General features: G+C 72.7%; 22 protein-coding genes and 2 pseudogenes. 18 read left to right on the top strand and 6 right to left on the bottom strand.

Translation table 11 applies throughout. The annotated features are described in order from the left end of the window. The 5 genes from ACFWA9_RS21440 to ACFWA9_RS21460 form a co-directional block, all read left to right on the top strand. Nucleotides 1-477: sugar ABC transporter substrate-binding protein (locus ACFWA9_RS21440; protein WP_380388942.1), on the top strand; the 477-nt coding region annotated here is incomplete at its 5' end. A gap of 84 nt (nt 478-561) precedes the next feature. Continuing rightward, nucleotides 562-2,127 (top strand): sugar ABC transporter ATP-binding protein, encoded by a 1,566-nt coding sequence (locus tag ACFWA9_RS21445; protein ID WP_380388944.1) that lies wholly within the window; start codon nt 562-564, stop codon nt 2,125-2,127. Beyond that, nucleotides 2,111-3,142, top strand: a complete 1,032-nt coding sequence (locus tag ACFWA9_RS21450) for an ABC transporter permease (RefSeq protein ID WP_329485059.1) — start codon at nt 2,111-2,113, stop codon at nt 3,140-3,142. The genes ACFWA9_RS21445 and ACFWA9_RS21450 overlap by 17 nt, the downstream gene beginning before the upstream one ends. A 119-nt stretch (nt 3,143-3,261) precedes the next feature. Beyond that, nucleotides 3,262-3,993 carry a FadR/GntR family transcriptional regulator gene (locus ACFWA9_RS21455; RefSeq protein WP_380389007.1) on the top strand — a complete coding sequence of 244 codons (732 nt, stop codon included), beginning with the start codon at nt 3,262-3,264 and terminating at the stop codon, nt 3,991-3,993. Between the two features lie 78 nt (nt 3,994-4,071). After that, nucleotides 4,072-5,109: a sugar ABC transporter substrate-binding protein gene (locus ACFWA9_RS21460; protein WP_380388945.1), complete on the top strand. Its 1,038-nt coding sequence runs from the start codon at nt 4,072-4,074 to the stop codon at nt 5,107-5,109. Between the two features lie 140 nt (nt 5,110-5,249). On the opposite strand, the pseudogene ACFWA9_RS21465 reads toward ACFWA9_RS21460, so the two are convergent. Further along, nucleotides 5,250-5,582: pseudogene (locus ACFWA9_RS21465) on the bottom strand (long-chain fatty acid--CoA ligase); the annotation flags it as partial. Between the two features lie 377 nt (nt 5,583-5,959). Between ACFWA9_RS21465 and ACFWA9_RS21470 the strand changes: the two are divergent. After that, the gene (locus ACFWA9_RS21470) at nt 5,960-6,967 is read left to right on the top strand and encodes a Gfo/Idh/MocA family protein (RefSeq protein ID WP_380388947.1); all 1,008 of its coding nucleotides are present in this window, start codon (nt 5,960-5,962) and stop codon (nt 6,965-6,967) included. 225 nt (nt 6,968-7,192) lie between these two features. On the opposite strand, the gene ACFWA9_RS21475 is transcribed toward ACFWA9_RS21470, so the two are convergent. The 3 genes from ACFWA9_RS21475 to ACFWA9_RS21485 form a co-directional block, all read right to left on the bottom strand. Then, complete coding sequence (locus tag ACFWA9_RS21475) at nt 7,193-7,357, bottom strand: hypothetical protein (RefSeq protein WP_380388949.1); 165 nt, start codon at nt 7,355-7,357, stop codon at nt 7,193-7,195. Between the two features lie 54 nt (nt 7,358-7,411). Then, nucleotides 7,412-7,672, bottom strand: coding sequence for a hypothetical protein (locus tag ACFWA9_RS21480; RefSeq protein WP_380388951.1), 261 nt, complete (start codon nt 7,670-7,672; stop codon nt 7,412-7,414). A gap of 1,346 nt (nt 7,673-9,018) precedes the next feature. Beyond that, the gene (locus ACFWA9_RS21485; RefSeq protein WP_380388953.1) at nt 9,019-10,260 is read right to left on the bottom strand and encodes an NAD(P)/FAD-dependent oxidoreductase; all 1,242 of its coding nucleotides are present in this window, start codon (nt 10,258-10,260) and stop codon (nt 9,019-9,021) included. Nucleotides 10,261-10,492: 232 nt separating this feature from the next. Between ACFWA9_RS21485 and ACFWA9_RS21490 the strand changes: the two genes are divergently transcribed. From ACFWA9_RS21490 to ACFWA9_RS21515, 6 genes are all read left to right on the top strand, one after another. Next, entirely contained in the window at nt 10,493-10,954 is a 462-nt protein-coding gene (locus tag ACFWA9_RS21490) for a hypothetical protein (RefSeq protein WP_380388955.1), read from the top strand. A 92-nt stretch (nt 10,955-11,046) separates the two neighbouring features. After that, nucleotides 11,047-11,436 (top strand): hypothetical protein, encoded by a 390-nt coding sequence (locus ACFWA9_RS21495; RefSeq protein WP_380388957.1) that lies wholly within the window; start codon nt 11,047-11,049, stop codon nt 11,434-11,436. Nucleotides 11,437-11,542: 106 nt separating this feature from the next. Beyond that, complete coding sequence (locus ACFWA9_RS21500; protein ID WP_380388959.1) at nt 11,543-11,857, top strand: hypothetical protein; 315 nt, start codon at nt 11,543-11,545, stop codon at nt 11,855-11,857. Nucleotides 11,858-11,890: 33 nt separating this feature from the next. Beyond that, nucleotides 11,891-12,718, top strand: coding sequence for a tyrosine-type recombinase/integrase (locus ACFWA9_RS21505; RefSeq protein ID WP_380388961.1), 828 nt, complete (start codon nt 11,891-11,893; stop codon nt 12,716-12,718). A gap of 2 nt (nt 12,719-12,720) precedes the next feature. Next, nucleotides 12,721-13,053, top strand: a complete 333-nt coding sequence (locus tag ACFWA9_RS21510; protein WP_380388963.1) for a helix-turn-helix domain-containing protein — start codon at nt 12,721-12,723, stop codon at nt 13,051-13,053. Between the two features lie 33 nt (nt 13,054-13,086). Next, the gene (locus ACFWA9_RS21515) at nt 13,087-15,426 is read left to right on the top strand and encodes a hypothetical protein (protein ID WP_380388964.1); all 2,340 of its coding nucleotides are present in this window, start codon (nt 13,087-13,089) and stop codon (nt 15,424-15,426) included. A gap of 33 nt (nt 15,427-15,459) precedes the next feature. Here ACFWA9_RS21515 and ACFWA9_RS21520 read toward each other — a convergent pair whose 3' ends face one another. Continuing rightward, nucleotides 15,460-15,957 carry a DUF6193 family natural product biosynthesis protein gene (locus ACFWA9_RS21520; protein ID WP_380388966.1) on the bottom strand — a complete coding sequence of 166 codons (498 nt, stop codon included), beginning with the start codon at nt 15,955-15,957 and terminating at the stop codon, nt 15,460-15,462. Between the two features lie 305 nt (nt 15,958-16,262). On the opposite strand from ACFWA9_RS21520, the gene ACFWA9_RS21525 reads away from it, so the two are divergent. The 3 genes and pseudogenes from ACFWA9_RS21525 (at nt 16,263) to ACFWA9_RS21535 (ending at nt 18,829) form a co-directional block, all read left to right on the top strand. Continuing rightward, nucleotides 16,263-16,670 (top strand): hypothetical protein, encoded by a 408-nt coding sequence (locus tag ACFWA9_RS21525; protein WP_380388967.1) that lies wholly within the window; start codon nt 16,263-16,265, stop codon nt 16,668-16,670. 105 nt (nt 16,671-16,775) lie between these two features. Further along, nucleotides 16,776-17,189 (top strand): annotated as a pseudogene (locus ACFWA9_RS21530) (NUDIX domain-containing protein); the annotation flags it as partial. 1,148 nt (nt 17,190-18,337) lie between these two features. Continuing rightward, nucleotides 18,338-18,829, top strand: coding sequence for a hypothetical protein (locus ACFWA9_RS21535; RefSeq protein WP_380388969.1), 492 nt, complete (start codon nt 18,338-18,340; stop codon nt 18,827-18,829). A 1,568-nt stretch (nt 18,830-20,397) separates the two neighbouring features. On the opposite strand, the gene ACFWA9_RS21540 is transcribed toward ACFWA9_RS21535, so the two are convergent. Next, nucleotides 20,398-20,865: a hypothetical protein gene (locus tag ACFWA9_RS21540; RefSeq protein ID WP_380388971.1), complete on the bottom strand. Its 468-nt coding sequence runs from the start codon at nt 20,863-20,865 to the stop codon at nt 20,398-20,400. A 1,273-nt stretch (nt 20,866-22,138) separates the two neighbouring features. Between ACFWA9_RS21540 and ACFWA9_RS21545 the strand changes: the two genes are divergently transcribed. From ACFWA9_RS21545 to ACFWA9_RS21555, 3 genes are all read left to right on the top strand, one after another. After that, a complete protein-coding gene (locus ACFWA9_RS21545; protein ID WP_380388973.1) occupies nt 22,139-22,390 on the top strand; it encodes an acyl carrier protein in 252 nt (83 codons plus the stop codon). Between the two features lie 81 nt (nt 22,391-22,471). Continuing rightward, nucleotides 22,472-24,031: an AMP-binding protein gene (locus ACFWA9_RS21550; RefSeq protein WP_380388975.1), complete on the top strand. Its 1,560-nt coding sequence runs from the start codon at nt 22,472-22,474 to the stop codon at nt 24,029-24,031. Continuing rightward, the gene (locus ACFWA9_RS21555) at nt 24,018-25,235 is read left to right on the top strand and encodes an aminotransferase class I/II-fold pyridoxal phosphate-dependent enzyme (RefSeq protein ID WP_380388977.1); all 1,218 of its coding nucleotides are present in this window, start codon (nt 24,018-24,020) and stop codon (nt 25,233-25,235) included. The genes ACFWA9_RS21550 and ACFWA9_RS21555 overlap by 14 nt, the downstream gene beginning before the upstream one ends. Nucleotides 25,236-25,251 lie beyond the last annotated feature (16 nt).

The raw sequence follows: 25,251 nt of genomic DNA on the forward strand, positions 1-25,251 counted from the left end.
TTCCCCGACATCCAGGTGATCGAGCTGGCCACCGAGTGGAAGGGCGACGTCGCCTCCGCCAAGCTCCAGTCCACCCTGGCCGCCAACCCGGACCTGGGCGGCGTCTACATGCAGGCCGGCGGCGTCTTCCTGCAGCCCACCCTCGCCCTGCTCCAGCAGAAGGGCCTGCTCAAGCCCGCCGGGCAGCCCGGTCACATCGCCATCGTCTCCAACGACGGCATCCCGCAGGAGTTCGACGCGATCCGCAAGGGCGACATCGACGCGACCGTCTCCCAGCCCGCCGACCTCTACGCCAAGTACGCGCTGTTCTACGCGCAGGCCTCGGCCGAGGGCAAGACCTTCCAGCCCGGTCCCACCGACCACCAGTCCACCATCATCCAACTGCCCAACGGCCTGGAGGACCAGCTCCCCGCCCCCCTGGTCACCAAGGAGAACGTCGACGACCAGAGCCTCTGGGGCAACAACGTCGGCAAGTAGTCCCCGCCCCCGGTGAACGGCGGTGCCGGCCGAGCCTGCGGCCACCCGCCGCCGTTCACCGGAGCCCTCGGAAAGGACCCCGCCATGGCGGACCCCAGCCCCGGACGGGGCCCCGTCGTCGAGGCCGACGGGATCAGCAAGCGCTTCGGCGCCACCGTCGCCCTCAGCGACGCCCGCATCTCGGTCGCGCCCGGCGAGTCGCACGCCCTGGTCGGCCGCAACGGCGCGGGCAAGTCCACGCTCGTCTCGGTGCTCACCGGCCTGCAGAGCCCGGACACCGGCACCCTGCGGTTCGGCGGCGAGCCCGCCCCGGCACCCGGCGACACCGCTGCCTGGCGCTCCAGGGTCGCCTGCGTGTACCAGCGCTCCACCGTCATCCCCGCGCTGAGCGTCGCCGAGAACCTGTTCCTGAACCGGCACGGCCCCGACGACAGAGGCGCGCTGCGGCCGATCGGCTGGAAGCGGCTGCGCCGGCGCGCCGCCGAGCTGCTGGCCGAGTACGGCGTCGACGTCGACCCGACCGTTCGCGCCGAGGACCTGACCGTCGAACAGCGCCAGTTCGTGGAGATCGCCCGGGCGCTGTCCTTCGGTGCCCGCTTCATCATCCTGGACGAGCCCACCGCCAAGCTCGACGCCCGCGGCATCGAGCTGCTCTTCGACAAGCTGCGCTCGCTCCAGGAGCAGGGCGTCGCCTTCTTGTTCATCTCCCACCATCTGCAGGAGGTCTACGACCTCTGCTCCACTGTCACGGTCTACCGGGACGCGCGTCACATCGTCACCGCGCCGGTCTCCGAACTCGATCGGCGGGCGTTGGTGGAGGCGATGACCGGGGAGAGCGCTCGGGGCGGCGAGCCGTCCTGGGCGGTGACCGGCCGGACGGGCACCCACCGGGCCCCGCTGCTGACCGTCACCGGCTTGAGCCTGGTCGGCGCCTTCCAGGACGTGACCCTGACCGCGCGGGCCGGCGAGGTCGTGGGCCTGGCCGGCGCGGCCGCCAGCGGCAACGTCCGGTTCGGCGAGACCGTGGCCGGCCTGCACCGCCCCCAGACCGGGACCATCACCGTGGCCGGCCGTCCGGTGCGTACCGGGCGGGTCCCCGCCGCCCTCGCCGCGGGCATCGGGTTCGTTCCCGAGGACCGGCACCTCCAGGGCCTCATTCCGCAGCGCAGCGTCGCCGAGAACGCCACCCTGACCGTCACCGACCAGCTCGGCCCGTTCGGCACCGTGCTGCCCTCGCGCACCCGGGCCTTCGCCCGGCGGATGATCGACGAACTCGACATCAAGACGCCCGGGCCGGCGGCCCCCGTGTCCGCGCTGTCCGGCGGCAACCAGCAGAAGGTGGTCATCGCCCGGGCGCTGGCCACCGAACCGCACGTCCTCATCGCCGTCCGGCCCACCAACGGCGTCGACGTGAAGTCCAAGGAATCCCTGCTCGGCACCGTCCGCCAGGTCGCCGACGCCGGGCGAAGCGCCCTGATCGTGTCCGACGAACTCGACGACCTGCGGGTCTGCGACCGGGTCCTGGCCATGTTCCACGGCCGCGTGGTCGCCGAGTTCGAACACGGCTGGAGCGACGAACAGCTGGTCGCAGCCATGGAGGGCCTGGCCGGCCCGATTGACACGAAGGAACGCGATGTCTCCCACCACTGAGGTCCGCGCGCGCCCGGCGAGTGCCGTCACCGCGCCCGCCGACCGCCGCTTCACCCTCGCCCGCTACCGCGACCTGTCACTGGTGCCGGTCCTGCTCGTCCTGGGCGTCATCGGCTTCGCCGTCTCGCCGGCCTTCCTGACCTCCGACAACCTCCTGGGCGTCGGTCAGCAGGCCACCGAGCTGAGCCTGCTCGTCCTGGCCGAGGCGCTGATCCTGATCGCCGGCCGGATGGACCTCTCGCTGGAGTCCACGATCGGTGTGGCCCCGGTCATCGCGGTCTGGCTGGTCCTGCCCGACCACGGCGCGCGCTTCAACGGCCTCGGGCTGTTCCCCTCCTGGACGGCCGTCCCGCTGTGCCTGGCGGTCGGCGCGCTGATCGGCGCGGTCAACGGCTTCCTGATCCTCAAGCTGCGCCTGAACGGCTTCATCGTCACCTTGGGCGCGCTGACCCTGCTCCGCGGGCTCCAGGTCGCCGTCTCCCAGGGGCAGTCGATCGTCAACCTGCCCGGCTCGTTCACCTACCTGGGCGGCGCCCGCTGGTTCGGCGTCCCGGCGGCGATCTGGATCTGCGCCCTGCTCTTCCTCGCCGGCGGGTGCGCGCTCGCCTGGCTGCGCCACGGCCGCGCGCTGTACGCGATCGGCGGCAACCCCGAGGCCGCCCGTGCCGCCGGCATCCGGGTCGACCGGATCACCTGGACGGTGCTGGTCCTCGGCGGCCTGGTGGCCGCCTTCGCCGGCGTCCTCTACACGGGACACTACGGGTCCATCTCCGCCGACCAGGGCAACGGCTGGATCTTCCAGGTCTTCGCCGCCACCGTCATCGGCGGCGTCAGCCTCAACGGCGGGCGCGGCACCCTGTTCGGGGCGCTCACCGGGGTGCTGACCCTCCAGCTCGTGGTCAACGTGATGACCCTCGCGGGCGTGCCGCCGCTGTGGAACCAGTTCCTCAACGGCGCGATCATCATCGTCGCGCTGATCATCTCCCGCTTCGCCTCCGGCGAGAAGCAGGAGTGACGGGTCGTACGGCCTGCGAGCCGCGGCGGCGCCGCCGGGACCGGGTCCGGCCGGCCGCGCCGCCGCGGCCTCGCCCGACCCCCGTAGGCGCGAACACCCGGACGCAGGAGGCGATCACCATCGGGGTGACGGACGAGGCCATCGAGAAGATCAAGGGCATGATCGTCTCCGGCGTCCTGCAGCCCGGTGACCGGCTGCCCAGCGAGGCCGGCCTGGCCGACCAGCTCGGGCTGTCCCGCGGCTCGCTGCGCGAGGCCGTGCGAGCGCTCACCGCGATGCGGATCCTGGTCCCCCGACAGGGCGACGGCACCTACGTCTGCGGGCTGGAGCCGCACCTGCTCCTCGAAGCCCTGGCCTTCGCCGCCGACGTCTCCCACGGCCGCACCGCCCGCCAGCTCCTCCAGGCCCGACGGCTGCTCGAACCCCAGGTGACCGCCCTCGCCGCCGGCCGGCTCACCGACGACGAGCTGTTGGCGCTCCGGGCGATCCTCGACCGGAGCGCCACGGACATCGGCATCGAGGAGTTCGTCGAGCTGGACATCGAGTTCCACCGCGTCATCGCCGACGCCGTCGGCAACCCGGTGCTGTCCACCCTGCTCGGCGTCCTCTCCACCCACACCCAGCGGTTGCGGATCGTGCGCGGCGCCCTCCTCCGGTCCTGCGCCGCGGGCACCCGGATCTCCCCCGCCCGCGAGCAGGCCCACCTGGAGCACGAGGCCCTCTGGCGGGCCCTGGTCGACCGCGATGCCCTGCGCGCCGCCGGCGCCAGCACCGTGCACGTGGCGGCGGTCGAGGACTGGCTCGCCACCGGAACCACCACCGACCTCCGGGGCCCCGGCACCACCGCCTGACGGCGACGTGCCGAGACCCCGGCCCCCGGCGCCTCGCCCCGATCCGCCGGACCCCTACCACCCAGGACGTTTCGCCACATGAAGACACGTACCACCCGGACCGCCTGCACGGGCGGCGTCGTCGTGCTCCTCGCCGGGTGCCTCGGCGCCTGCGGAAGCTCCGGCGGGCCGAGCGGCTCCGCCCAGCAGATCGGCATCGACATCCCCCGCACCGACTCCGACTTCTGGAAAGCTTACGCGAAGTACCTCCAGCAGGAGATCGGCGCCCAGCAGTTGGACGTCCTGCCGCTCACCCACTCCGAGGGCGACGAGGCGAAGTTCACCGCGAACATCCAGGCGTTGCAGCGCCGCCGCCCCAAGTCCATCGTGATGGCGCCGCAGAACACCGTGACCACCGATGTCACGCTCTCCGGGCTGTTCGCCGCCAACATCAACGCGATCAGCGTCGACACCGAGCCGGAACACGGCAACGTCTACATGGTGGTGCGCACCGACAACAAGGCCTACGGCACCAAGGCCTGCGAGTTCCTCGGCAAGCAGCTCGGCGGCAAGGGCAAGGTCGCCGAACTCCAGGGCGCGCTCAACTCGGTCAACGGCTACGACCGTTCCGAGGCGTTCGCCACCTGCATGAAGCGGAACTACCCCAAGATCCAGGTCATCGAGCTGCCGACCGACTGGAGGGGCGACGTCGCCGCCACCAAGCTCCAGTCCACCCTGGCCACCCACCCCGACCTGAACGGCATCTACATGCAGGCCGGCGGGGTGTTCCTCCAGCCCACCCTCGACGTCCTGCGCCAGAAGGGCTTACTCAAGCCCGCGGGCCAGAGCGGCCACATCACCATCGTCTCCAACGACGGCATCCCGACCGAGCTCGCCGCCATCCGGGAGGGCCAGATCGACGCCACCGTCTCCCAGCCCGCCGACCTCTACGCCAAGTACGCCCTCTTCTACGCCCGGGCCGCGGCCCAGGGCAGGTCCTTCCAGACCGGGCCCACCGACCACCAGTCCACCATCATCCAGCTGCCCAACGGCCTGGAGGACCAGCTCCCCGCGCCCCTGGTGACCAAGGACAACGTGAACGATCCGGCGCTCTGGGCGAACCACCCCGTGGGCTGAGACCCGGACCGGCGCACCGGACCAGGTCGGCAACCGCCCCGGCGCCCCACGCGCGACACCACCCGAGCACGCCACTGGCAGCGGGCGGACGCCGGCCTGCGCACCGACGCCCGCCCGGTGCCGGGCCGCTGGAGCAGCCGGACCGGCGGCGCGATCTCGCGCTTGAGGATCTTCCCCGTCGGCCCCCTTGGGCAGCGCCTCCGTCGTCCCCACCAACCGCGGGTACTTGTAGCTCGCGACCCGGGCGCGCACGAACTCGCGCACCTCCTCGGCGGTCGCCCCGGCGCCGGGCCGCAGCACGACCGCCGCCGCCACCTCCTGCCCGTGCGTCGGGTGCGGCACGCCGACCACCGCGGCCCCGGCGAGCGCCGGGTGCCGGTACAGCACCTCGACCTCCCGGGGTGGACGTTGAGGCCGCCCCGGATGATGACGTCCTTGCTGCGGTCGACGATCCGGAAGTCCCCGCGCCCGTCCGGAGCACGGACGAGGGCGAGAGTGGCGGCCCCGAGGGCGGCCTGCTCGGCGAGACCCGCGCCCGGACCCGCCGCAGGTGAGGGCCTGTTCGTCGAGGCGGCGCTTGCGCAGCGCGGTCTGGCGGCACGCCTGCCCGCAGTAGCTGCCGCGTCGGCCGGTCGGGGCTGGGGCCGGAAGCGGGCGGTCCGAGGCCGCGACCGCGTCACAGAGGGGTCCGGTGCCTGACGGGCTCACCGGGTGGACCACGGGGAGCTGAGGTGGGCGGTGCGCGCGTTTGCGTGTGCTGAACGGCAAGTCCGGGTGATGGTTGCCGGTCCGTGGAGCCTCCCGTACCGTACTGCCGCGACGCATCATTGGTCTAGACAAGAGGTGGTCTGTGGACTCGGCTCATGAACGTCCCGTCCGCTGGGGCATCCTGGCCACCGGGGGGATCGCCACGGCGTTCACCGAGGATCTTCGCCGAACGCCGGGCGCGGTGGTCGCGGCTGTCGCCTCCCGCGACGCGGGGACGGCGCGCGCGTTCGCCGCCCGGCACGCGATCCCGCGAGCTCACGGATCGTGGCGGGACCTGGCGGACGATCCGGACGTGGACGTGGTGTACGTGGCCACGCCGCACGGTTACCACCACCAGGCCGTCGAGATGCTGCTGGACGCCGGGCGGCCCGTGCTCTGCGAGAAGCCTCTCACCGTGAACAGCGCGCAGGCGCGGGGGCTGATCACCCTCGCCCGCGAGCGCGGCACGTTCCTGATGGAAGCCATGTGGATGCTCCTGAACCCCGCCCTGCGCAAGGCGGCCGACCTGCTCGCCGACGGTGCGATCGGTGAGGTCCGATCCCTGCACGCCGAACTCGGTTGGCGGGCCGAGGTCGACCGATGGCATCGGCTTCGCGACGTTGCGGCGGGCGGCGGCGCCCTGCTCGATGTCGGCGTCTACCCCGTCGCGCTGGCGCAGTTCCTGCTCGGCAGCCCGGACCGCGTCCACGCGCGGGCCCAGCTGACGCCGGAAGGCGTGGACGAGCACACGAGCATTCTGCTCGGCCACCCCGGTGGGGCCACCGCATCGCTGACCTGTTCCTTCGCCGCGACCTTGAGCCAGGCCGCCGTCGTCTACGGCACACGTGGACGCATCGATATCCCGGTGAACCTGTTCAACCCGCCCGGGATCGTCCTCCATCGCGAGGTGGGCGAGCCGGTGCACTTTCCCGCTCCGGCCGTCATCGGCCATGGCTACGGGCTGGAGGCCGCCGAGGTGATGCGCTGCCTGTTGGCCGGGCAGAGCGAGTCGCCGCTGGTGCCCCTGGACGGCACACTCGCGGTTCTCCGTACGCTGGACGCTGTGAGGCAACTGATCGGCCTGCGATACCCGCACGACGATCACGACTGATCCGCGGGTCCGCCTGCGGGCCTACGGACCGCCGGTGGTCACCGGGACCGGACCGCTGACTGCCAGTGCGAGAGCCGCGACAGCACCGACTCCACGCTCACGTTTGCGCACACCGGGCCCAGCGCCTGCGAGCGGGCGGCAAGCCCGCCGCCGGGCCGGCCGGGCACCGGAGCGCGCAGGCCCGGGGTACGCGGGCCCGAGGAGCCCGCGTACCCCGGGCCGGGGTCAGGCCGGATCGGACGGGTCGCTCGCCCGGACCCGCCGGGCGAGCTGGACCGCTCCGGCCACCGCCAGGGCCACGCCGAGCGGGGCCACACAGGCTCCGGCGTATTCGAGCAGCGGGCGCAGACGCGCGGGCGGGTCGAAGGCGGCCACGGCCGTCATGGGCATCAGCCAGGGCAGTGTCCCGAGCCCGACGCCCGCGGCTCGGACCGGGTCCCTCCGTCAGCCGGCCAGTCGGCGCAGCAGGGCTGGTGCCGTCACGGTGCCGAGCCAGATCGGCAGCAGGCCCAGCATGGGCAGCGGCAGGTACTGCGCCGTGTACCGGTCGGCCGCGATCGCGGGGAGCGCGACGGCGAGCGCGAGTGCGGCCATCTCCCACCGGCCCCGCCGGGTGATGTCCACGAGTGCGGCCGGTGCGAGCAGCACCAGTGCGCCGACCAGTGCCGTGCCGGCCAGCTGACCCGCCGAGTACGGGTCCAGCATGAAGAGGGCCTGCCGATGCCCTGGAGACGGCCTTGCGGCAGCGCGACCGTGACGGACGCCGCCCCTGCCAAACGAGTTGGTACCCCACAGCGGTGCAGGAAGTCAGTACACGTCACTCCGCCTGGCTGAGCACCTCGACGCCGGCGGCATCGCGGCGTCCATCGGATCCGTCAGCAACCCCTGTGCCGACGCCTGCCGGCGAGCGCATGGGAGGGCCGGGTGTGTGATGCCTGGCCGGGAGCGCCGCCGCGGTCGTGGACGGGGCGGGGCGTGGAGCGGCGGATGTCACTGGCGAGGTGTCTCGTCCCATGCGCGGGGCGCCGCGCCGTGATGTGGTGGCCGGCGCACGCTACGGTGGGTCACCCGAGGACCTGCCGCGTCCTCGCGAACTCCTCGGCTCCGGGCACGGCATCGGGAACGAGCGGGGAGAGGAACGGACGCTCCTGCGGCATACCGTCACCGTCGAGCAGTCACCTGTGGGCGGGGCCTCCTGACCTGCCTGGGCCGGAGGATGCCTGCCCTCCGAGAGGGAACAGGAAATCTTGCGGCCACGGAGCCGCATAATGGCTTTTCATCACCCAGGCCGTGCCGAAGAATTTCCTGTTCCCGTCCTGCGGTGTGGATGACGGCGCTGGTGGTTCGGTCGGGGGCGACACGGTGCGCTGTGGACGTCGCCCGTCGTCTGCGAACGCGCCCCGGGATGATTGCCCCTCGGCTGTTGTGCGGCGCGGCCCGGCCTCCGCGATCGGTCGCCCGACGCCACGGGTTACCCCCGTCGTTGAAAATCCGGGCCGGTACCGTCGCGGCGGCAGAGGTCTACTGCCACCGCCGCGGGTCCCGGTCCCGGGCGGGCGGCCCAGAGCTGCCGAACGCCCGTGCCAGCACTCCCCGGCGAGCAGTACCTGCGCGCAGTGGTGGTCCCCGGCCCGCAGCCCGGGTGTTGCCGGGTGCTGGCGGACGTGTCTCCTCCGGGGTGCTTGACGCCCGCCGCCCCGTTGCCGGGCGCCCGTCCGGGTGGGACCTGAACAGGCCGGCCGGGCCGGGACGCAATTGGGGCGCCGCGTGCCCGCACCCGGCGGTCCGTGGTGCCGGACGGTGGAACACGGGAGGATTCGAGCGGCCGCTGGACGCGTCCGGTACGTCGTACAGGCGGATGGCGGGCCTGGAAGTTCTGGACAGCGACCTGTTCATGTCGCCGGCCGAGGAGCTGGACAAGGCCATCCGGGCGCTGCGCAAGGTCTACGTCCCCACCCGCAAGGAGGCGGACCCTTGACGGTGTGCCGTGCGTCTCTGACGTGAGGGCGTATCGGAGACCGCCTGGCCGTCTGTCACACGGGTCGACAGTCTCAGCGGCCCAGGTCCTGGAGGACCTCACGCGCCGCCCTCGTCCCGGAGGCCATCGCCCCCTGCAGCGAGCCGGTCGCCCGGTGGTCCCCGCACACGTAGCGCCCCGCGCCGAACCGGCTCGGGCGGATCAGTGGCCACGGCGCCGGCATCGCCGGCAGCGCCTCCCTCACGGTGTACGAGGCGAGGTGCTCCCAGCCGGAGGTGTCCGTCCCGTACAGCCCGGCCAGCGTGGACCGCACCTCGGCCTCCCGGTGGTCCGCCGCCCCCAGTACCGAGGTGGAGACCAGTGCCCGGCCGTCCGTCGCGTACCCCGGCGCGACCTCGCTGAGCACCACCGTGTTCAGCACGCGCCGCGCGGAGTCCACCAGCAGGGTCGGCTCGGCCAGCGGGGGCACCGGCGCCGCGTGGTACAGGGTGGTCACCGTACGGGTGGCCGGCACCGCCAGCCCCGGCAGCAGCGCCGCGGCCGCGCCCGGGCCGGTGGCCACCACCACGGCCCGGGCCGGGAGTTCGGTCCCGTCGGCGAGCGCCGCCCCGGCCGCCGTCAGCTCCCGCACCGGCGTGCCGAGCCGCAGCACCCCGGCCGGCAGGTCCGCCGCGAGCTGCGCGGGCACCGCGCCGATGCCGGCGTTCGGCAGGCAGAGGGTGCCACGCAGGATGCTGCGCCAGACCAGGTGGAAGTAGCGCGCGGAGGTCTCCAGCTCCTCCTCCAGGAAGACGCCGGACAGGAACGGCCGGAGGAAGTCCTCCACCAACGCGGGCGAGATCCCCGACGCGGCGAGCGCCGAACGGGTGGAGGTGTCCCGGCTCCGGCGGAGCAGGGCGGGCGGCAGCAGGGCGTCCCGGGCGCCGAGCAGGCCGAGCGCGGCGATGTCCCGGGCGGACCCGAGCCGGCCGGGCAGCAGGTCCGCGGCGGCCCGGGGGCGCCGGGTGGGATCGGTGAACCTGAGCCGGCCGCGCGGGGTCTGCACCAGCACACCCGGGGTGAACGGGCGCAGCCGCAGCTCCGCCAGTCGCAGCCGCCGCTTCACCTGCGGGTACGAGGTGTTGAACACCTGGAAGCCGTGGTCCAGCAGGAAGCCGGCGCGCCGGTCGGTGCGCACCCGCCCCCCGACCGCCTCGGCCTGCTCCACCAGGAGCACGTCGAGGCCGGCCTCGCGCAGGTCGAGGGCGCAGGCGAGGCCGGACACCCCCGCGCCGATCACCAGGACGTCGTGTTCTCGGGTGGGCTCTGCCGGCATCTCGCGCCGCCTCTCGGGTGACCTGCTGTCAGGGATCCGGCACCGACCCTAGATCCTCACGGCCCGCCGGGCCGGGATCAGCGCGCTGGGCCGGGTCGCTCCAGTTCGCCGCCCGCCCGGGCTCCCCGGTCCGGCCGGACGCGGTTGAGATCATGGACGACCAATATCACCCCACTGGCGGCCCCGACGACTCCACCGCCCCGCCGCACGGCGACCAGGCGCTGTGGACTCCATGGTGACCGCCTTCGCCGAAGTCGGGCCCGACTCGGGTGCCGAGCGGATGGCGTTGGGGCAGGTTCTGCCCGGCGGCGAACGGCACGGCCGGTTGGTGCTGCTCCTCGCGGCGGTCGTCGCCGGCTGCGCGGACGAGGCGGAGCTGGTCGGGGCCGACGTGGGTCTGGTGCCCGTGGACGGCCCGGGGGGATTGCTGGAGCTGCTGCGCTCTCGTGCGCGGCTCGCGGTGCGAGCCTGCCCGGCGCTGCCTGGGCTCGGCGCCGAGCAGCGTTCGGTGCTCCTCGCGCTCGACCGCGGAGCCTTCCGGGCGGGGCGGGCGCTGGCAGAGGACACGCTCGTCGCACATCTGATGATCGCTGGTGGCCGGGTGCCCACGGTGCGCGAGGCGGCAGGCGCCACGATCGGGGTCCGTGTCCTGGAGGGCGCCCAGGCCGCGCTCGGCCAGGGAACCAGGGGCTGACCCCGCCAGCAGGGGCCGGACCGGCGCAGCCCTGACGCGCTGTCACGCCTTCGAGCGGACTTCCCGGCACTGCCGCTGGGAAGGCTCCAGCGGTGACCGACACCAACCTGTTCTTCCTGCCCGGCACCACGGTGGTGCGCCGTGACGTCCACGCCGGGCGGGTGTGGACCGCGATGCCGCAGCGGGTGGTCGCCGACACCGGCGACGTGCTGACCCTGGCGTACTGGCCGGGGATCGAGAGCCTCGCCCCGACGTCCTGGATCACCTCGACCCGCACCGGCGACCAGGCCCTGCGCGAGCACGGCCTGGCGGAGCTGGCGGCCGGCACCTGGACCCTGGACCGCTACCAGTGGACCGGAACCACCCTGCTGAGCCACTTCCTGAACGGCGAGTGGTTCTCCGTCCACTGCTTCCAGGACGCCGCCACCGGCGACCCAAGTGGAGTTCCAGCGGGTTCGTGCGGGGTTGTCCAGGCTGCATAAGGGCAAATCAGCAGGTCAACGGGGGCGAATTTAGCTTGCGCCGTCCGTGTGAGGTTTGGCGAGTAACTGGCAGATTCTGCGAGTAGCTGCGGTATTCATGTGGATCGTGGCAGATTCCGGAAGTCGCTGGTTGACGCTCGTCGCACCTCCATCGAGGCACGCGGACGAGTTGCCGACCACGCCGCTGGTCGACACCGGCCTGGCCGATGTCGTCTCGATTCAGCGCCGCGCTGCCGCAGGGGCGTCAGGAGAGGACGCGGAGGCGTTCTTCCACGACACCCTCATGGAGTACGTCTGGGCGCGGGACGTCGCGGGGCTCGCGCCGACGACGCTCCACAACCTGGTCAAGCCGGTCATCGAGCTGTGCGACTTCTACGACCTGTATCCGTGGCAGATCACGCCGCGTCACCTGGACCGGTAATTCTCGGGAGCAGGCAAGCGGGCGCTGTCCACGGTGCGAGGCAAGCTGCTGCGGATCGACTCGTACTTCTCGTTCTTGGAGCAGCGATATGCAGGGGAGATCGCTCGGCGGTTCGGTGCGGCGATCGAGTCCCCGGTGGATCCGTTCAACCGGCCGGTCCACCGTCGGGACTTCGGTCTGCGGATCCCGCCGTCGAAACGGGCGACGAAGGAGTTCTTCGCGTCGTGGCGTGACGCCCTGCCCGGTTCGCGGAAGTACCCGGTGGCGGCTCGGGACTACGTGATGGCGAAGCTGACCTACATCTCCGCGGTCCGCGCCTCTGAGCTGTGCGCGCTGCGGATCGGGGACGTTCACTGGGAACTCGGCCAGTGGGGGCGGTTCGTCGTCCAGGGCAAGGGCGCGCACGGGTTCGGGCCCAGGGAGCGGCAGGCATACCTCTTCCAGGAGGGCCGGGACCTCTTGTGGTGGTACATCGAGGAGATCCGCGCCGAGTTCCGCGACGACCCGGCGGACCCGACGGCGCCGCTGTTCCCGTCCGAGCGGCTGCCTGCGGGTGTCGCCGCGCTCAACGTGCCGGTCGCGCCGGCGATCGGTGCAGACGCGTTCCGCCGCGCGTTGAAGGCGGCATCCCAACAGCACCTGACCGGCCCGGTCGCGCACCTGTTCCCGCACCTGCTGCGCCATGCTTGCGCCACGCACCACTATGAGGACGGCATGCCGCTGTGGGACGTCCAGCAGATCCTCGGACATCGCTGGGCCTCGACGACGGTCGGGTACCTCTCGTCCGTCAAGGCTGATCCCGAGCGGGCGTCCATGGAGGCGTCGCACCGCGCGGTCACCCGGTTGAAGGGACGAGCGTAGCAATGAAGTGGAACCTTCGGATGGTGGCCGCCCAGCGCGATATCTGGCGGCCGGTCCAACTGCTGGCGGCGTTCAACGAGGTCGGGTTCACTCCGTCGCTGAGCAAGGTCGCGGCGATGTGGGGCGGTCAGCCGGTCACTGTGCGCCTGGACGACCTCGACAAGATCTGCGCGGCGCTGGACTGCACGGTCGCGGACCTCATGCTGGCCGAGACCGCAGGCCACCTCGCGCGGCGCGATGATGCCTCCCGCCAGGCCGCGGTGGCCCAGGCCGGGGCGCGCCCGGTGCCCCGGGCGCCGGGCGGTGGCGGGCGCCGCTCCCTGCCGCCGAACTGACCCCGGCAACGAATCGATCAGGAGCACCGACGCATGGCCAAGCACCGGCTCACCTTCGGCTACGGCAGCTGCCGCTCCTGCCAGGGCTGGGGCGAGCTGCGCTCCGACGGGGCGTGCTGGCCGTGCGCACTATGGGGGCAGAAGATCACCGATCCGCGCCGGGGGGCCTGCCGACGTTGCACGCGGGCGGCCACGCTCACCTACGACGAGGTGTGTCGGCCGTGCATGATCGAGATCCACTACGTCGACCACGACTGGGTTCGCGCCCAGCAGGACGGCGGTGTGGCACCGAGGCGACCACTGCAACTGGCGCTGCTGCTGCCGGAGGTGAAGTTCGCGGTGCTGCAGCCGCTGCACAAGCGCGGCGGTGGTCCGAAGCTGTCTCTGCTGCCGAGTACCCGCGACTGGAGGAGCGCCAACCAGCCGGCCGCGCGCACGGATGACCCGCGAGTGTGTCCCCCGGAGATCCGTGGCCAGATGGCGCTGCTGACGATGAGGCGGATCTTTCGGCCGGGCGACGGGCGGCGGATCGCGGCGCGCACGCTCCCCGAGGACGAGTTGCTCGACCAGACCGCACGACGGCTGCAGAGCGACCTGGGCCGCGGCCCGCGCTGGGCGCCCAACCTGATCCCAGAAGCGCGCCTGGCTCTGGCCGCCCGCGAGGCGGACGAGGACCAGGTCCGCGAAGAAGACCTCGACGCCCTTACCAGCCGGAAGGCGGCTGTGACCCAGGTCCTGCGGGAGGCCGGACTGCTGCGGCCGCGCGCCGAAGCCAAGCCCTCGACCCGCCGGCGACGGATGATCGGACCGCGTCGGCCGCGAGCTGATGTGAAGCCGCCACGCCCGGCAACGCCGCGACCCGCTCGGACACTGCGCAGTTGCGAGGGGTGCTGGGCCTGGACCGGTACCGGTCAGCGAAACTGCGACGCGTGTCAGTCCTGGGCGAGAGCCCCTCTCCGCACCAACGGTGTGTGTTCACGCTGCGGCCGGGAGCAGCCGCTGGCCGCAGGCCGGTGCCGGGCTTGCCGGCTCGCCGTCGCCGCCGGCAGTCCCGACAGCGTGGTGATGGACCAGCTCTGGCTCGGCCGCTCCGGCTACCGCCCCACCCGCCCCGCCGAGCCGGAGCTCCCCGCCGCTCCACCGACCCCCTTCCACCTGGACTACCCCGGTCAGCAGTCGCTGTTCCCCGCGCCGCCGAGGCAGTGGAGCGGCCTGCTCGGCAAACCGCTGCCCGAACTCACCCCGGCAGCAGCCGAATTGGTCCGCGAACTGGACCGCACCGCTCGCGCGTTGGCATGGGGGACCGGGACGCGGCTGGCTAACCGGAGGGTTCTGCGCGCGGCTGTGGCCTACCTCGGAGCGCGGGAACCGATCGCGGAGACGGACGTCCGGGCGATCGCGCAACTGGGCAGCAACTACGCGGGACTGCGCGTCGCCCACTTCCTTGAGGCCCGCGGTCTGCTGATCCCCCGCCCGGACCGGAACATCGGCATGGACCAGGCCGCGGTCACCCGGCTGATTGCCACCGCACCCGCCCGCTACCAGGCCGATCTCGATGCCTGGGTCAGGGACGTGCGCGGCAACGGCCGTCGCCGCTCCGTCCCGATCGCATGGGCCAGCGTGCGCCGGTACGTGGGCTACGTCCTGCCAGTGCTGGCCGACTGGGAACGCCGCTTCGCGTCCCTCGCCGAGGTCGACCGGGCGGACATCGTCGACGCGATCAAGCAGCGGCCTGGGCCGCCCGGAATCACCGCGTTCTGCGGCCTGCGGTCGCTGTTCCGCTCCCTCAAGCGGGAGCGGCGGATCTTCCACGACCCGGCCCGCACCGTGCACCTCGGCGGCAGGCCGCAGTTCGTGCCGCGCCCGATCCCGGACGCCGAACTGGCCGGCATTCTCGACCGGGCGCCCACCCCCTTCGGGAAGCTGGTCGTCGCCCTGGTCGCCATCCACGCCGTTCGCACGGTGCAGTTGACCGCGCTGACCGTGGCAGACCTGGACCGCCCACGGGGCCGACTCATGGTCGGCGGCCGCACGGTCTACCTGGACGCTGTCACTCTGCGGCTTCTCGGGGAGTGGCTGAAGGATCGGCACCGGCAGTGGCCGTTCAGTACCAACCCGCACCTGCTGGTCACCCGGCGCACCGCGATGCACGCCGAGCACCCGCCGGTGAACAAGTACGCCATCCACTACGTCTTCCGCATGACGGGGCTGAGGCCCCAAGCGGTCGCGATCGACCGGGTCCTGGACGAGGCGGATCACAGCGAGGACCCGCTGCATCTGATGAAGGTCTTCGACCTGTCCGTTTCCACGGCCGTGAAGTACGTCCAAGCAGCTCACCCGGAACGCTGCGTCATCGACCCTATCCAGACGTGACTGTTGGGTTGACGGCTTTGAGGCCCGCGACGATCATCCGCCGAGCGTGACTGGGCCGAGGCCGGACGGTAGCTGGCGGACGGCCTGTGCCACGGCCTCGTGCGCCGTGGCGAACCGGCCGAGGTCCTCGCCGATGGGGCTTCTGCCCACCCCGTACGTGCCGTCGCTGTTCGCAGCCAGGCACGGCCCGACAGGGGTCAGGCGCGGGCGCGTGGTGGTCGAGAAGCGCAGTGCCCAGTGGCTCGTGAACGGGTAGAGGGCGCGCAGCGCCGGCTCGGCGTGGGCTGCCTCGATCAGGGCCCGGTGCGTCTCCTGCCAGGCGTACTCGAGTTCGCCCGCCTCCTGGCGCAGGCTCTGCCACTCGGATTCCGTCAGGCGCGCGGGATCGTGGTCGGGCACCTCGAACCGGCCGGTCAGGTGCACGAAGGGTGCCACCCGGCGGATGTCGTCCAGCGCCGCGCCGTCGTGCCAAGCCCGGGCGGCCCTGGCGACCTCCGCCAGGTCGTCCGTCGTGCCGTCAACGAGGGGCATGCTCTGGAACGGCTCCGTGCCGCGGATCGACCACCGGTGCCCGTGCGACCAGGCGCTGATTTGCAGCGGCTCGCGGTGCGGCAGGGTGCTTGCGACGGTCGCGTGGAGCAGCGGAGCGGAATCTGGGGACGTGACGGGGACAGCATCGAGGCCGCCCTTCGCCTCGGCTCGGAGCGCTACGGCGAGGCTGCCGTGAGCTGCGACCTCGGGGTACAGAACGGAGGGATCAGGAGGGGTAGGCACGGCTTTTGATTGTGCCTGAGCCACCGTCCGGCCGCGAACCCGCGCCTCGCTACCCTCCATTCATGACACTGGCCCTCGGGCTCGGGGCGATTGCGGCTCAGGATTCCGGGAACCCGTTGGCTTTGCTGCGCTGGTACGTGAACTTCGAGCACCCCTACCGGCGTCGCCCGGGCCTGGGCATCGACACCATGGACCTCGCCCTCGACCTGGTCGTCACCCCCGACCTGTCGGGGCACCACTGGAAGGACACCGAGGAGTACGCCCAGCTGCGCCGCCTCGGCGTGGTCGATGACTACGTGGGCCGCGAGATCGAGCAGGCCCGAGGCCGGGCGATCGCCATGCTGGACGACCGCACAGGGCCGTTCGCCGGCGACTGGCCGACCTGGGCACCGGATCCGTCCTGGCCGCTGCCGACGCTGCCGCCCGGCGCCGACGAAGCGACCACGGCGATGACCCTGTACCGGCCATGACGAGCAGCGGCACGGCAGCCGGGCCGGTCCGTGTGCGGGTGTGCGCGGTGCTGGTCCACGGCGGTCGGGTGTGCCTGATCCCGGCTCCAGCGCCCGGCTGGAGTACAGCTCTCCTTCCCCGGCGGCGTGGTCGAAGGCGGCGAAGAACCCGAGTCCGCGCTGGGCCGGGAGCTGCTCGAGGAGCTCGGCCTCGACCTGGCGGTGCTGCCCGCGCCACCGGTGCTGCGCTTCGCCCAGGACCAGCAGACCGAGCGGCCGGGCGAGAGCGTGCCGTTCCGGCGGCGGCACCTGGTCTACGTTGCCCACCTGCCCGACCACCTGGTGCAGGCCGTCGCGGTGGTCGAGCAGGACGACCCCGGCCAGGCGCCGGTGGTGTGGCTGCCGGCGGCCGACGCGGCCGGCCTCCACCTGTACCCGGACATCGGCACCGTCCTCCACCAGGCCGTCCGGCCCGACGCCACCGTGGGCGGCCCCGTGCTGCTCCCGGCGATGACCGGAGCGTCCTACCGGTGGCGCTGACCTCCGCGGGCAGGCCGCAGCCGGCCCGGCACGGGTTGCCTCTGGGGTTGCTACTTGGCCTTGCTGCTCGGGGCTGGTTCTCGGGCTTGCTACTCGGGGTTGCGTCAGGCGGTGCCGCCGGAAGCGGGTTTGCGCAGCTCAGCACCCGTTGTCCATAGGTCGGCGGGCGCCGACTACTTCCGCCTGGGCACCCTGGCGGGTGCTGGGTGAAGTCCGGTCACCGGAGCGTCGAAGAAGAGGAGCAGGGGAGTGGGCGCGCAGAGCAGGAGCGGAAGTGAGATCCCGGCAACCTGATGCTGCGCGCCGACGGTGTGATGGGTTGTCCGCTGCACGGTGGCCCGGCGGTCCCGCTTCGCGGCGCCACCGGCCGGGAGAGGGGGAGCGGAGGAGGGCGGGCCGCGACGCTGTCGTGGTCGAGTGGGATGGGACCTCCAAACGAGCCGCCCCTGGCCCGGCCCCCGTCTGCCGAGTGGTTCGAACCACTCGTTCGGGTCTGGTGCGTGGCGTGAGGCGTCTCGTGGTGTCCCGGTCCGGTGTACTGCCGAGGGACGGCTTGTCCCTTTGATCGTCGGGAGAGTGTGATGGCAGCTCTGCGAAACACTGCTGTGGCCGGGGTGATGGCACTGACGGCCATGGCTGGTCCTTCCCTTGCACATGCCGACCCCACGCCCGCGACCGGCGTCTTCGACGCACCTGGTGACCATTCCTGGACCGTGCCCAGCGGTGTCTACTCCGTGACCTTGGAGGTGTGGGGCGGTGGTGGTGGCGGGGCTGGCGGCAACGGCGGGGGCGGTGGAGGCGGTGGAGGCGGCGCGAGGACTGAGGGTGTGATCAACCCGTCGCAAAAGGGAGGGTGGGGAGGTTCCGGGGGTAGCGGTGGGGGCGGCGGTGGGGGCGCGGGCGGTGGTTATGTGAAGTGCGAAGCGACAGCGGTCAGCCCGGGTGAGAGGCTCACGGTCCAGGTCGGCGCCGGTGGTGGCGGCGGTCAGGCGGGTCGGGGCGGTGCTGGAGGAAAGGGCGGTGCCGTAGGTTCGTTCTCCCCGGACGACGGAAGTGACGGGTCCGGTCCCGGGACGCCCTATGCGAAGAACGGAGGCGGGGGGTCGATCAGCCGCATCTGGAGACTCGACAGCAAGGGCAACGCCATCATGCTCGCCAAGGCGTACGGCGCTGACGGCGGCAAAGAGTCGCCTGCCGGCACCACCGGAGGCAAGGGCGGAAGAGGCGCTACCAGCTCTGAGGCGGGGGCCGACGGTGCCGCCGGCACCAGTGGCACCGGCGGTCGAGGCGGCAGCGGCGGAGACGTTCAGACGAGTGAACTCTTCTGCTTCAACCGCTATCCCAAGCACTACGGTCCGGGGGCGGCTGGAGACAACGGCAAGCCGGGCAGCGGTGGGGTCGGCGGTGCTGCCGAGAATTCCAGCACCAGCGGTTATGGGCAGGGCGGCACTGGCGGTCGAGGCGGCAACGGAGGTTCACCGGGTGCCGCCGGGTACTACGTTAAAGCTGCCAATGATGCCGGCAACGGTGGAGCCGGCGGTGCAGGCCAGCCCGGAATGAGTGGCGCGTCCGGTCACAACGGCGCGGCGATCATCAGCTGGACGACCCCCTCCGGGGAAGCAGCCCAGACCTCCGGCTGACGTTGCCGCAGCGACCCGAGTCGGGCCGGCTCTGGTCGACGCTCAGGCGGGCACGAGCGGCGACGCCGACCCCTCCCGCCTGAGCGTCCGGCGGGCGAGACGGGGAGAACCCGGGCTGGATGACTGGGCATCAAGTGGTCGCCACCGCGCTCACGCCGGGTAGCGAATCCTGCCGAACGCTGACTTGAGTGCCCGAGGACGTCAACCCCGCAGAGAGAGCATTGTCCCCCGGCTGCTCCCGCCCGGGCGCCGCGGGTGGCCGGCCCGCTGGCTCCGCAGCCGCACCGGACGGGTAGACCACCCGGCGCCCCGCCCGCCCGCTGCGGGCACCGAGCTGGTGCCAGACGGGTACGGACGGTCCGCGCTGGACCAGGTCTTCGAGGAGCGCGGCGCCGGCCGGGACGGCGGTGAGTATTTCGGTGACAGCCGGGTGCTCCTCGGCGGCGAGGCCCAGGTCCGCCACCGCCGAGCGGACCCCGGCGGCCGCCGTGCCCGGCCAGACCAGCAGCTGCGGGCACGAGCGCCAGCGCCGCTCCCACGCCCACCCCGACCCGTCACGTACGGCCACAGGCCTCGGCCCGGCCCCGTGCGGGTGCTGCCGGACTCGGTGCTGCGCGCCACCTCCGACCCGGTGCGCCGCTTCGGGCCCCCCGGACCGCGCAGGCGCACCGGCGGGCACCTTCGGTGCGGGCTGGACCACGTCGTCCTGGTCGGCACCGGAGGCCGCCGGCGTTCACCAGCTCCACCACCAAGGGCTGCGGGTCGGCTGGGCCGCGCCGCTCGACGACGGGCCGTGGGGTGCGGGCGGCTGGATCGCGGTGCTCCACCTGGCCGACGGCCGTGCCGAACCGCTGCTCGGCCGCCTCGGCCGGCCCCTCCTGCACAGCGACCGAAGCGAGGCCCACGATGCCCTGCGCTGCGCGCGCCTCATGCCGCCGGCCACCGCCGCCCGGACACCCGACACCGCGCGTCCGGCTGCCCGGACCGACGGGTGGATCGGCTCGCGCGCGGCCGCGCCCGGCCTGCTGACGGTGCCACGCGACCCGGTCCTGCGCGGTCTGCCCCGCGGCATGGACATCCACATCCCCTCGACGAGGCGGTGTTCGGCTACGCCTGGCAGCTGGCCGGCTGGACGGTGCGGCCCGACGTTCTGCTGGTACTCGGCGAGGGCCACCAGGTCGGCTGGGTCGAGCGGGGCCTGGCCGACGCGAAGCGCTGGGTGGCGGTGTGCGATGGCCCCTGGTGGGCCGATCCCGGAAATGACTACATATGGGACATCGGTTCGCAGCCGTTGCCAACTCGTTACCATAGGAGTTTCCTGTCCGAACGCGCAGGTCAGGGCAGTGCGGGAGCGCGGGGCGCCCGGGGCGGGATCCATTTCCGGCGTGCGACGAGTCGGGAGAAGCCGGGAGGAACCCGGCCCGGCCGTCATGGCCGGCACGGTCTCCTCGGGTGCGGTGACGGAGCGGCCGCCGACGTGCGCGGTGGCGGTCCACCCGCGAGGGCGAGGCGCGGTGGGCGGGCGCGATGCGGGAGATACGGCCGCGTCCCGTCGGGCTGGGGTTCGGTCAGGGGCTGGTGCCGGCGTTCGTCCAGGCGTTGGTGACGTCGCGGTAGGCGGTGTGGAAGGCGTGGTCGCGGGCGCGGTCGAGGAGCAGGGTGGTGGTGAGGGTGGTGACGACGGGCAGGTCGAGGGCGAGGACCGTGAGGAGCAGGCGCACGTCGTCGACGATGTCGTCGGGGGTGTGCTCGCTGTACTCGGTGATGTCGTGGAGGAGCTCGCGGAGTGAGTCGGTGCCCGGTTCGCGGTCGCGGGCGCGGACGAGCGCATCGTGGACGGCCCACAGTGCTTCCAGCTCGTAGGCGGCCAGCGTCGTCAGGCGGATGTGTCCGGGAGGCGCGGGTGCGGTGAGGTCCGTGCCGAGGCGGTCGATGGCCTCGGCCGCGTTCCAGTAGGCGGTGGTGTGGAGGACGAACGCGGCGGGGTGGACCTCGGCGGCCCGGGCCAGGATCCGCAGGACGTCCGGCAGGTGCATGCGGTCACGGATCCAGGACGGATCGGACGCCAGGATGCAGGCCGGTCGGGTGCCGACCGCGAGTTCGTCTTCGTCACCAGGTCAGCCTGCCCCGGGCCGGCGGGCCGGAAGCCCGAAGACCCATGCAGGGGTCGACGGTGCCGGAGAGCCGGCCGACCGGGGACCACGCGCCGACTCCCGGGTGGAGCGCACCTCGGCCGCGATACGGCCGGCGTTCGCCGCCCTGGACGGCATCACCTGGCGGACCGCCAAGTGGCATGAACCAACTGCCGGGGATGCGCTACGTTGTGCCCCGCGGCAGGCGCGCCTGCCAGACTCCCGGCCGGAATGCACCCACGCCCCGGTACTGGACAAGGGTCCCGCGCGCGACCCCGGACGACCCGTGGGTGTCGGGGCCGGCGCTGACCGGCACCCGGCAGCCGCGTTCGGCGAACAGCCGCTCGACGAGGTCGGGACCGCGGGCCGGGTCGCGGACCCCTCAGTCGGCGGGAGCCACAGACCGAAGAAGAGGTATCGGTCGTTCTCCGCGGGAACCGGGGCGCCGGCGAAGGGTCAGCGGCGGGCCGTCATCGGCGCCGCGGCGCGGTCCGCCCCATTCACCGGCGGTGAATGGGGGTCAGCAATTCGGCCCATCGTCAGCCCCCCCCGTGCTCGACATTCGGGGTCGACTCCCGCCCGCGACGAGAACGGTCGCTCGACAGCCGACCCGGCTCGGAGCCTATGCGGCCGACGGCAAGATCGTCAACGGTTTTGCGGGAGGGCGAATCCCACGAATCGGACCAATGGGTGGAACCTTCGCAGGAGGCCCGTCGACAGCACGGCTTCCCAGGTCAGCGGGGCTGGGATAGTGTGCGGCCGACGGACCGGCCCGGGGGCGCCAGGTCGCGTCGAGCCGCTGCGGCCGGCCCTTCAGGGCCGCGTCACGAACTCCTCACCTCGCCTGATGCGGCGTCATCCGGCCGTGGGCGGCGCGAGATCCCCAGGTCTCACCAACTGTCACTCCAGTCACATTCCGCAGGCCAGCGCGCTATGCCGTGTACCTGACATGCTTATACTGGCGCTGCCTCACCCCGGGGTCGGCCCCACACGTCCCGCAGCGGCCCACCGCCTTCGGGGCGCCCCGTCCGGCACGCGGGGCGGCAGCACCCGCGCCCGCCATCGCGGTGCCGGGAGACCACGGCACGGGGCCACCCCACGGCGGCCGTTCCCCCGGCATGGCCCGCCCCAGAATCTGCATTTCCGATTCGTCACGACGAAGTTTGGAGAAATCACCATGACCTCACGTCAGGAGATCACGGATTCCGTGGTGCTTCGTCTTCGCCAGACCCTCCCCGGCCTCGGCGAGGAGGGTGTGAACGAGGACAAGGATCTGCGCGACTACCCGGAGTTCGACTCGCTCGGAATTCTGGAGGTGCTGGTCTGGCTGGAGGGCGAGTTCGAGGTCTCCATTCCCGACGAGGAGCTGAGCGTGGACAACTTCAACACCATCGGAAAGATCGTCGACTACGTCGTCGCCCAGCGCTAGGGGTCGTCCGGGGCCACCGGACAACCCCCAGCCGCCGATAGCGGTGGGCACCGCCCACCGTCTCGCCCTTGGAGTCGGACGATGGAGATCTTCACCCTGCCGGACCTGCTCGCGGTCCGCGCGCGGACCCATGGCGCCAGGCCGGCCGTGAGTCAGCACGGCGACGTGCTGAGCTACCGCGAACTGCTGGCGCTGGCCGAGGGGTCCGCCGAGGCGCTGGCCGCGAACGCGGTCGGGCCGGGCGACCGGGTCGCCATCCTCCTGCCCAACTCGGCGCAGTGCCTCGGATGGTTCTTCGGGGCGCTGCGGCTGGGCGCGGTCGCGGTGGTCGTCAACGACTCGCTGAAGCCGCCGCAGATCGAGCACATCGTCCGGCACAGCGGTGCGACCGTGGTGGTGACCGACCGCCGGCACCGCCCGCTGGTGGGCGAGCACGGCGTGCCCGTGCTCGACGCGGTGAGCGCCACCCCGCACGGCGGCACCGGCGGCGCGGCAGGGGCACCCGCCACCGGGCCGATCAGCGCGGACCTGGCCGCCCTGATCTACACCTCCGGTTCCACCGGTCGTCCCAAGGGCGTCATGGTCACCCACGCCAACCTCGTCGCGGGGGCCCGGATCGTCGCGACGTACCTGCGTCTCACCGAGGCGGACCGCACCCTCTCGCTCCTGCCGTGGAGCTTCGACGCCGGCCTCAACCAGGTGCTGGCGACGTTCTGGGCCGGCGCCACCCTGGTGATCGGCGGCACGGTCTTCGCCCCCAGGGTCTGCCGGGAGCTCGCCACCGAGCGGATCACCGGCCTCGCCGGGGTGCCGCCGCTCTGGGAGTCGCTGGTCAACCGGCCGTCACCGTTCCTCGGCCTCGACCTGCCCGAGCTGCGCTACATCACCAACACCGGCGGCGCGCTGCGCGCCGACACCCTGGCCCGGATCAGGAAGGCCCACCCCGGCACCGACGTCTACCTGATGTACGGGCTCACCGAGGCGTTCCGCTCGACCTACCTGCCCCCCGAACTGGTCGACAGCCGACCGGGATCGATGGGCCGGGCGATCCCGGACACCGAGATCCTGGTGCTCGACGAGGACGGGCGGCCGTGCGCACCCGGACAGGTCGGCGAACTCGTCCACCGGGGGCCGACGGTCGCCGCAGGCTACTGGCGCGACCCGGCGGCGACCGCACGGGTGTTCCGACCGTCTCCGTTCGCCCCGCAGGGCGCGGCAGCGGAGCGGGTGGTCTACTCGGGCGACTACGTCCGCCGCGACGAAGAGGGGTTCCTCAGCTACCACGGGCGGCGCGACGAGCAGTTCAAGTCCCGTGGCTTCCGGGTCAATCCGACCGAGATCGAGGCCGGGCTGCTCGCCTCCGGCCTGCTCTCGGAGGCGGTCGTCTTCGCGGACCCGGCCGGGAGCACGGACGCCGATCCCGTGGTCGTCGCCGCCGTGGTGCCCACCGACCCGGCCGGCTTCTCGCTCGACCTGCTGGAGGAGCACATCGCCGCCCAGCTCCCGGTCTACCAGCGGCCCGGCCGGCTCCAGGTGCTGCCGACGCTCCCCCGCACCTCCTCGGGCAAGGCGGACCGCGCCCGGGTCAAGGCCGAGTACGGCGCCGCCGGGCCGAAGGAGGCCGGCAGTGCGCCCCGTTGACCCTTCGGTGCCCGCCGACGAGGAGGCCCGGCTCGCCGCTCCGCTGGAGCGGTTCGCCGCCCTGCACACCGCGGCGCTTCGCCGATCGCACGGCGTCATCGACCTGTCGTACCCCAACCCGCTGGTCCACCGCGATCCGCGCGGCTTCGAGCTCCTGCGCACGCTGGCCGGGTCGGTCGGGCAGAGCGAGCTGCAGTACACGCCGTTCGGCGGCGGCACGGTCGCCCGGCGCCGAACGGCCGCCGCGCTCTCGCGCCGGCTCGGCCTTCGGCTGGACCACCGCGACCTCCTGCTCACCCCCGGCGCGACCGCCGCGCTGAGCACCGCCCTGGCCGCCCTGTTCGCGCCCGGCGACGAGGTCCTGGTGGTCACGCCCTGCTGGATGGACTACTTCCTCTACCTGCACCGGCTGGGCCTTCGGTCCCGGGCGGTGCCGTCGGGCCCCGGAAAGCGGCTGGACCCGCGGGCGCTCGCCGCGGCGATCGGGCCCGACACCGCCGGGGTGATCATCAGCCAGCCGGTCTGCCCGACCGGGGTGCTGCACGACGGGGGCGAACTGGCCGCGCTGGCGGACGCCCTGCGCGGCGCCGCCGCCCGCTTCGGCCGCGCGCCTGTGCTGATCAGCGACGAGGTGCACCGCGACCAGAGCTGGGGCGGCACCCCGTTCACCAGCCCGATGCAGGTGTACCCGGACACGGTCAGCGTGTACTCGTACGGCAAGGCCTGGTCGCTCCAGGGCCAGCGCACCGGCTACCTCGCCCTCGGACCGGGCCTGCGCGAGCGCGAGGAGGTGCGCCGGCGCGCCGAACGGGCCCTGCGCTCGCTGGGCCACTGCGCGCCCACCGCGCTGATGCAGCGGCTCGTCCTGGAGCTGGCGGACCTCACCCCCGACTGCCGGGAGCTGCGCGGGGACCAGCTGCGGCTGCGCGCCCTGTTGACCGACCTCGGCTACCGCGTGGTCGACGCCGAGGCCACCGCCTTCCTGTACGTCGAGTGCCCGTACGGGCTGGGCGACCGGGAGTTCGTGGACCTGCTCGCCGCGCGGGGTCTGATCGCCATGCCCTCGGAACTCTTCCACGACGAGGGGCATTTCCGGCTCGCGCTCAATACCGGGCCGGACCGGTTCGACGACATCGGACGCCGGCTGCGGGCCGCCCTCGAAGCGGCCCGCGAACGCAGCCGGCCGACCGGGAATTCCAGCTGAGCAGAATGGTGGAGAC

Source organism: Kitasatospora sp. NPDC059973 (genome assembly GCF_042737525.1).
Taxonomy (GTDB): domain Bacteria; phylum Actinomycetota; class Actinomycetes; order Streptomycetales; family Streptomycetaceae; genus Kitasatospora.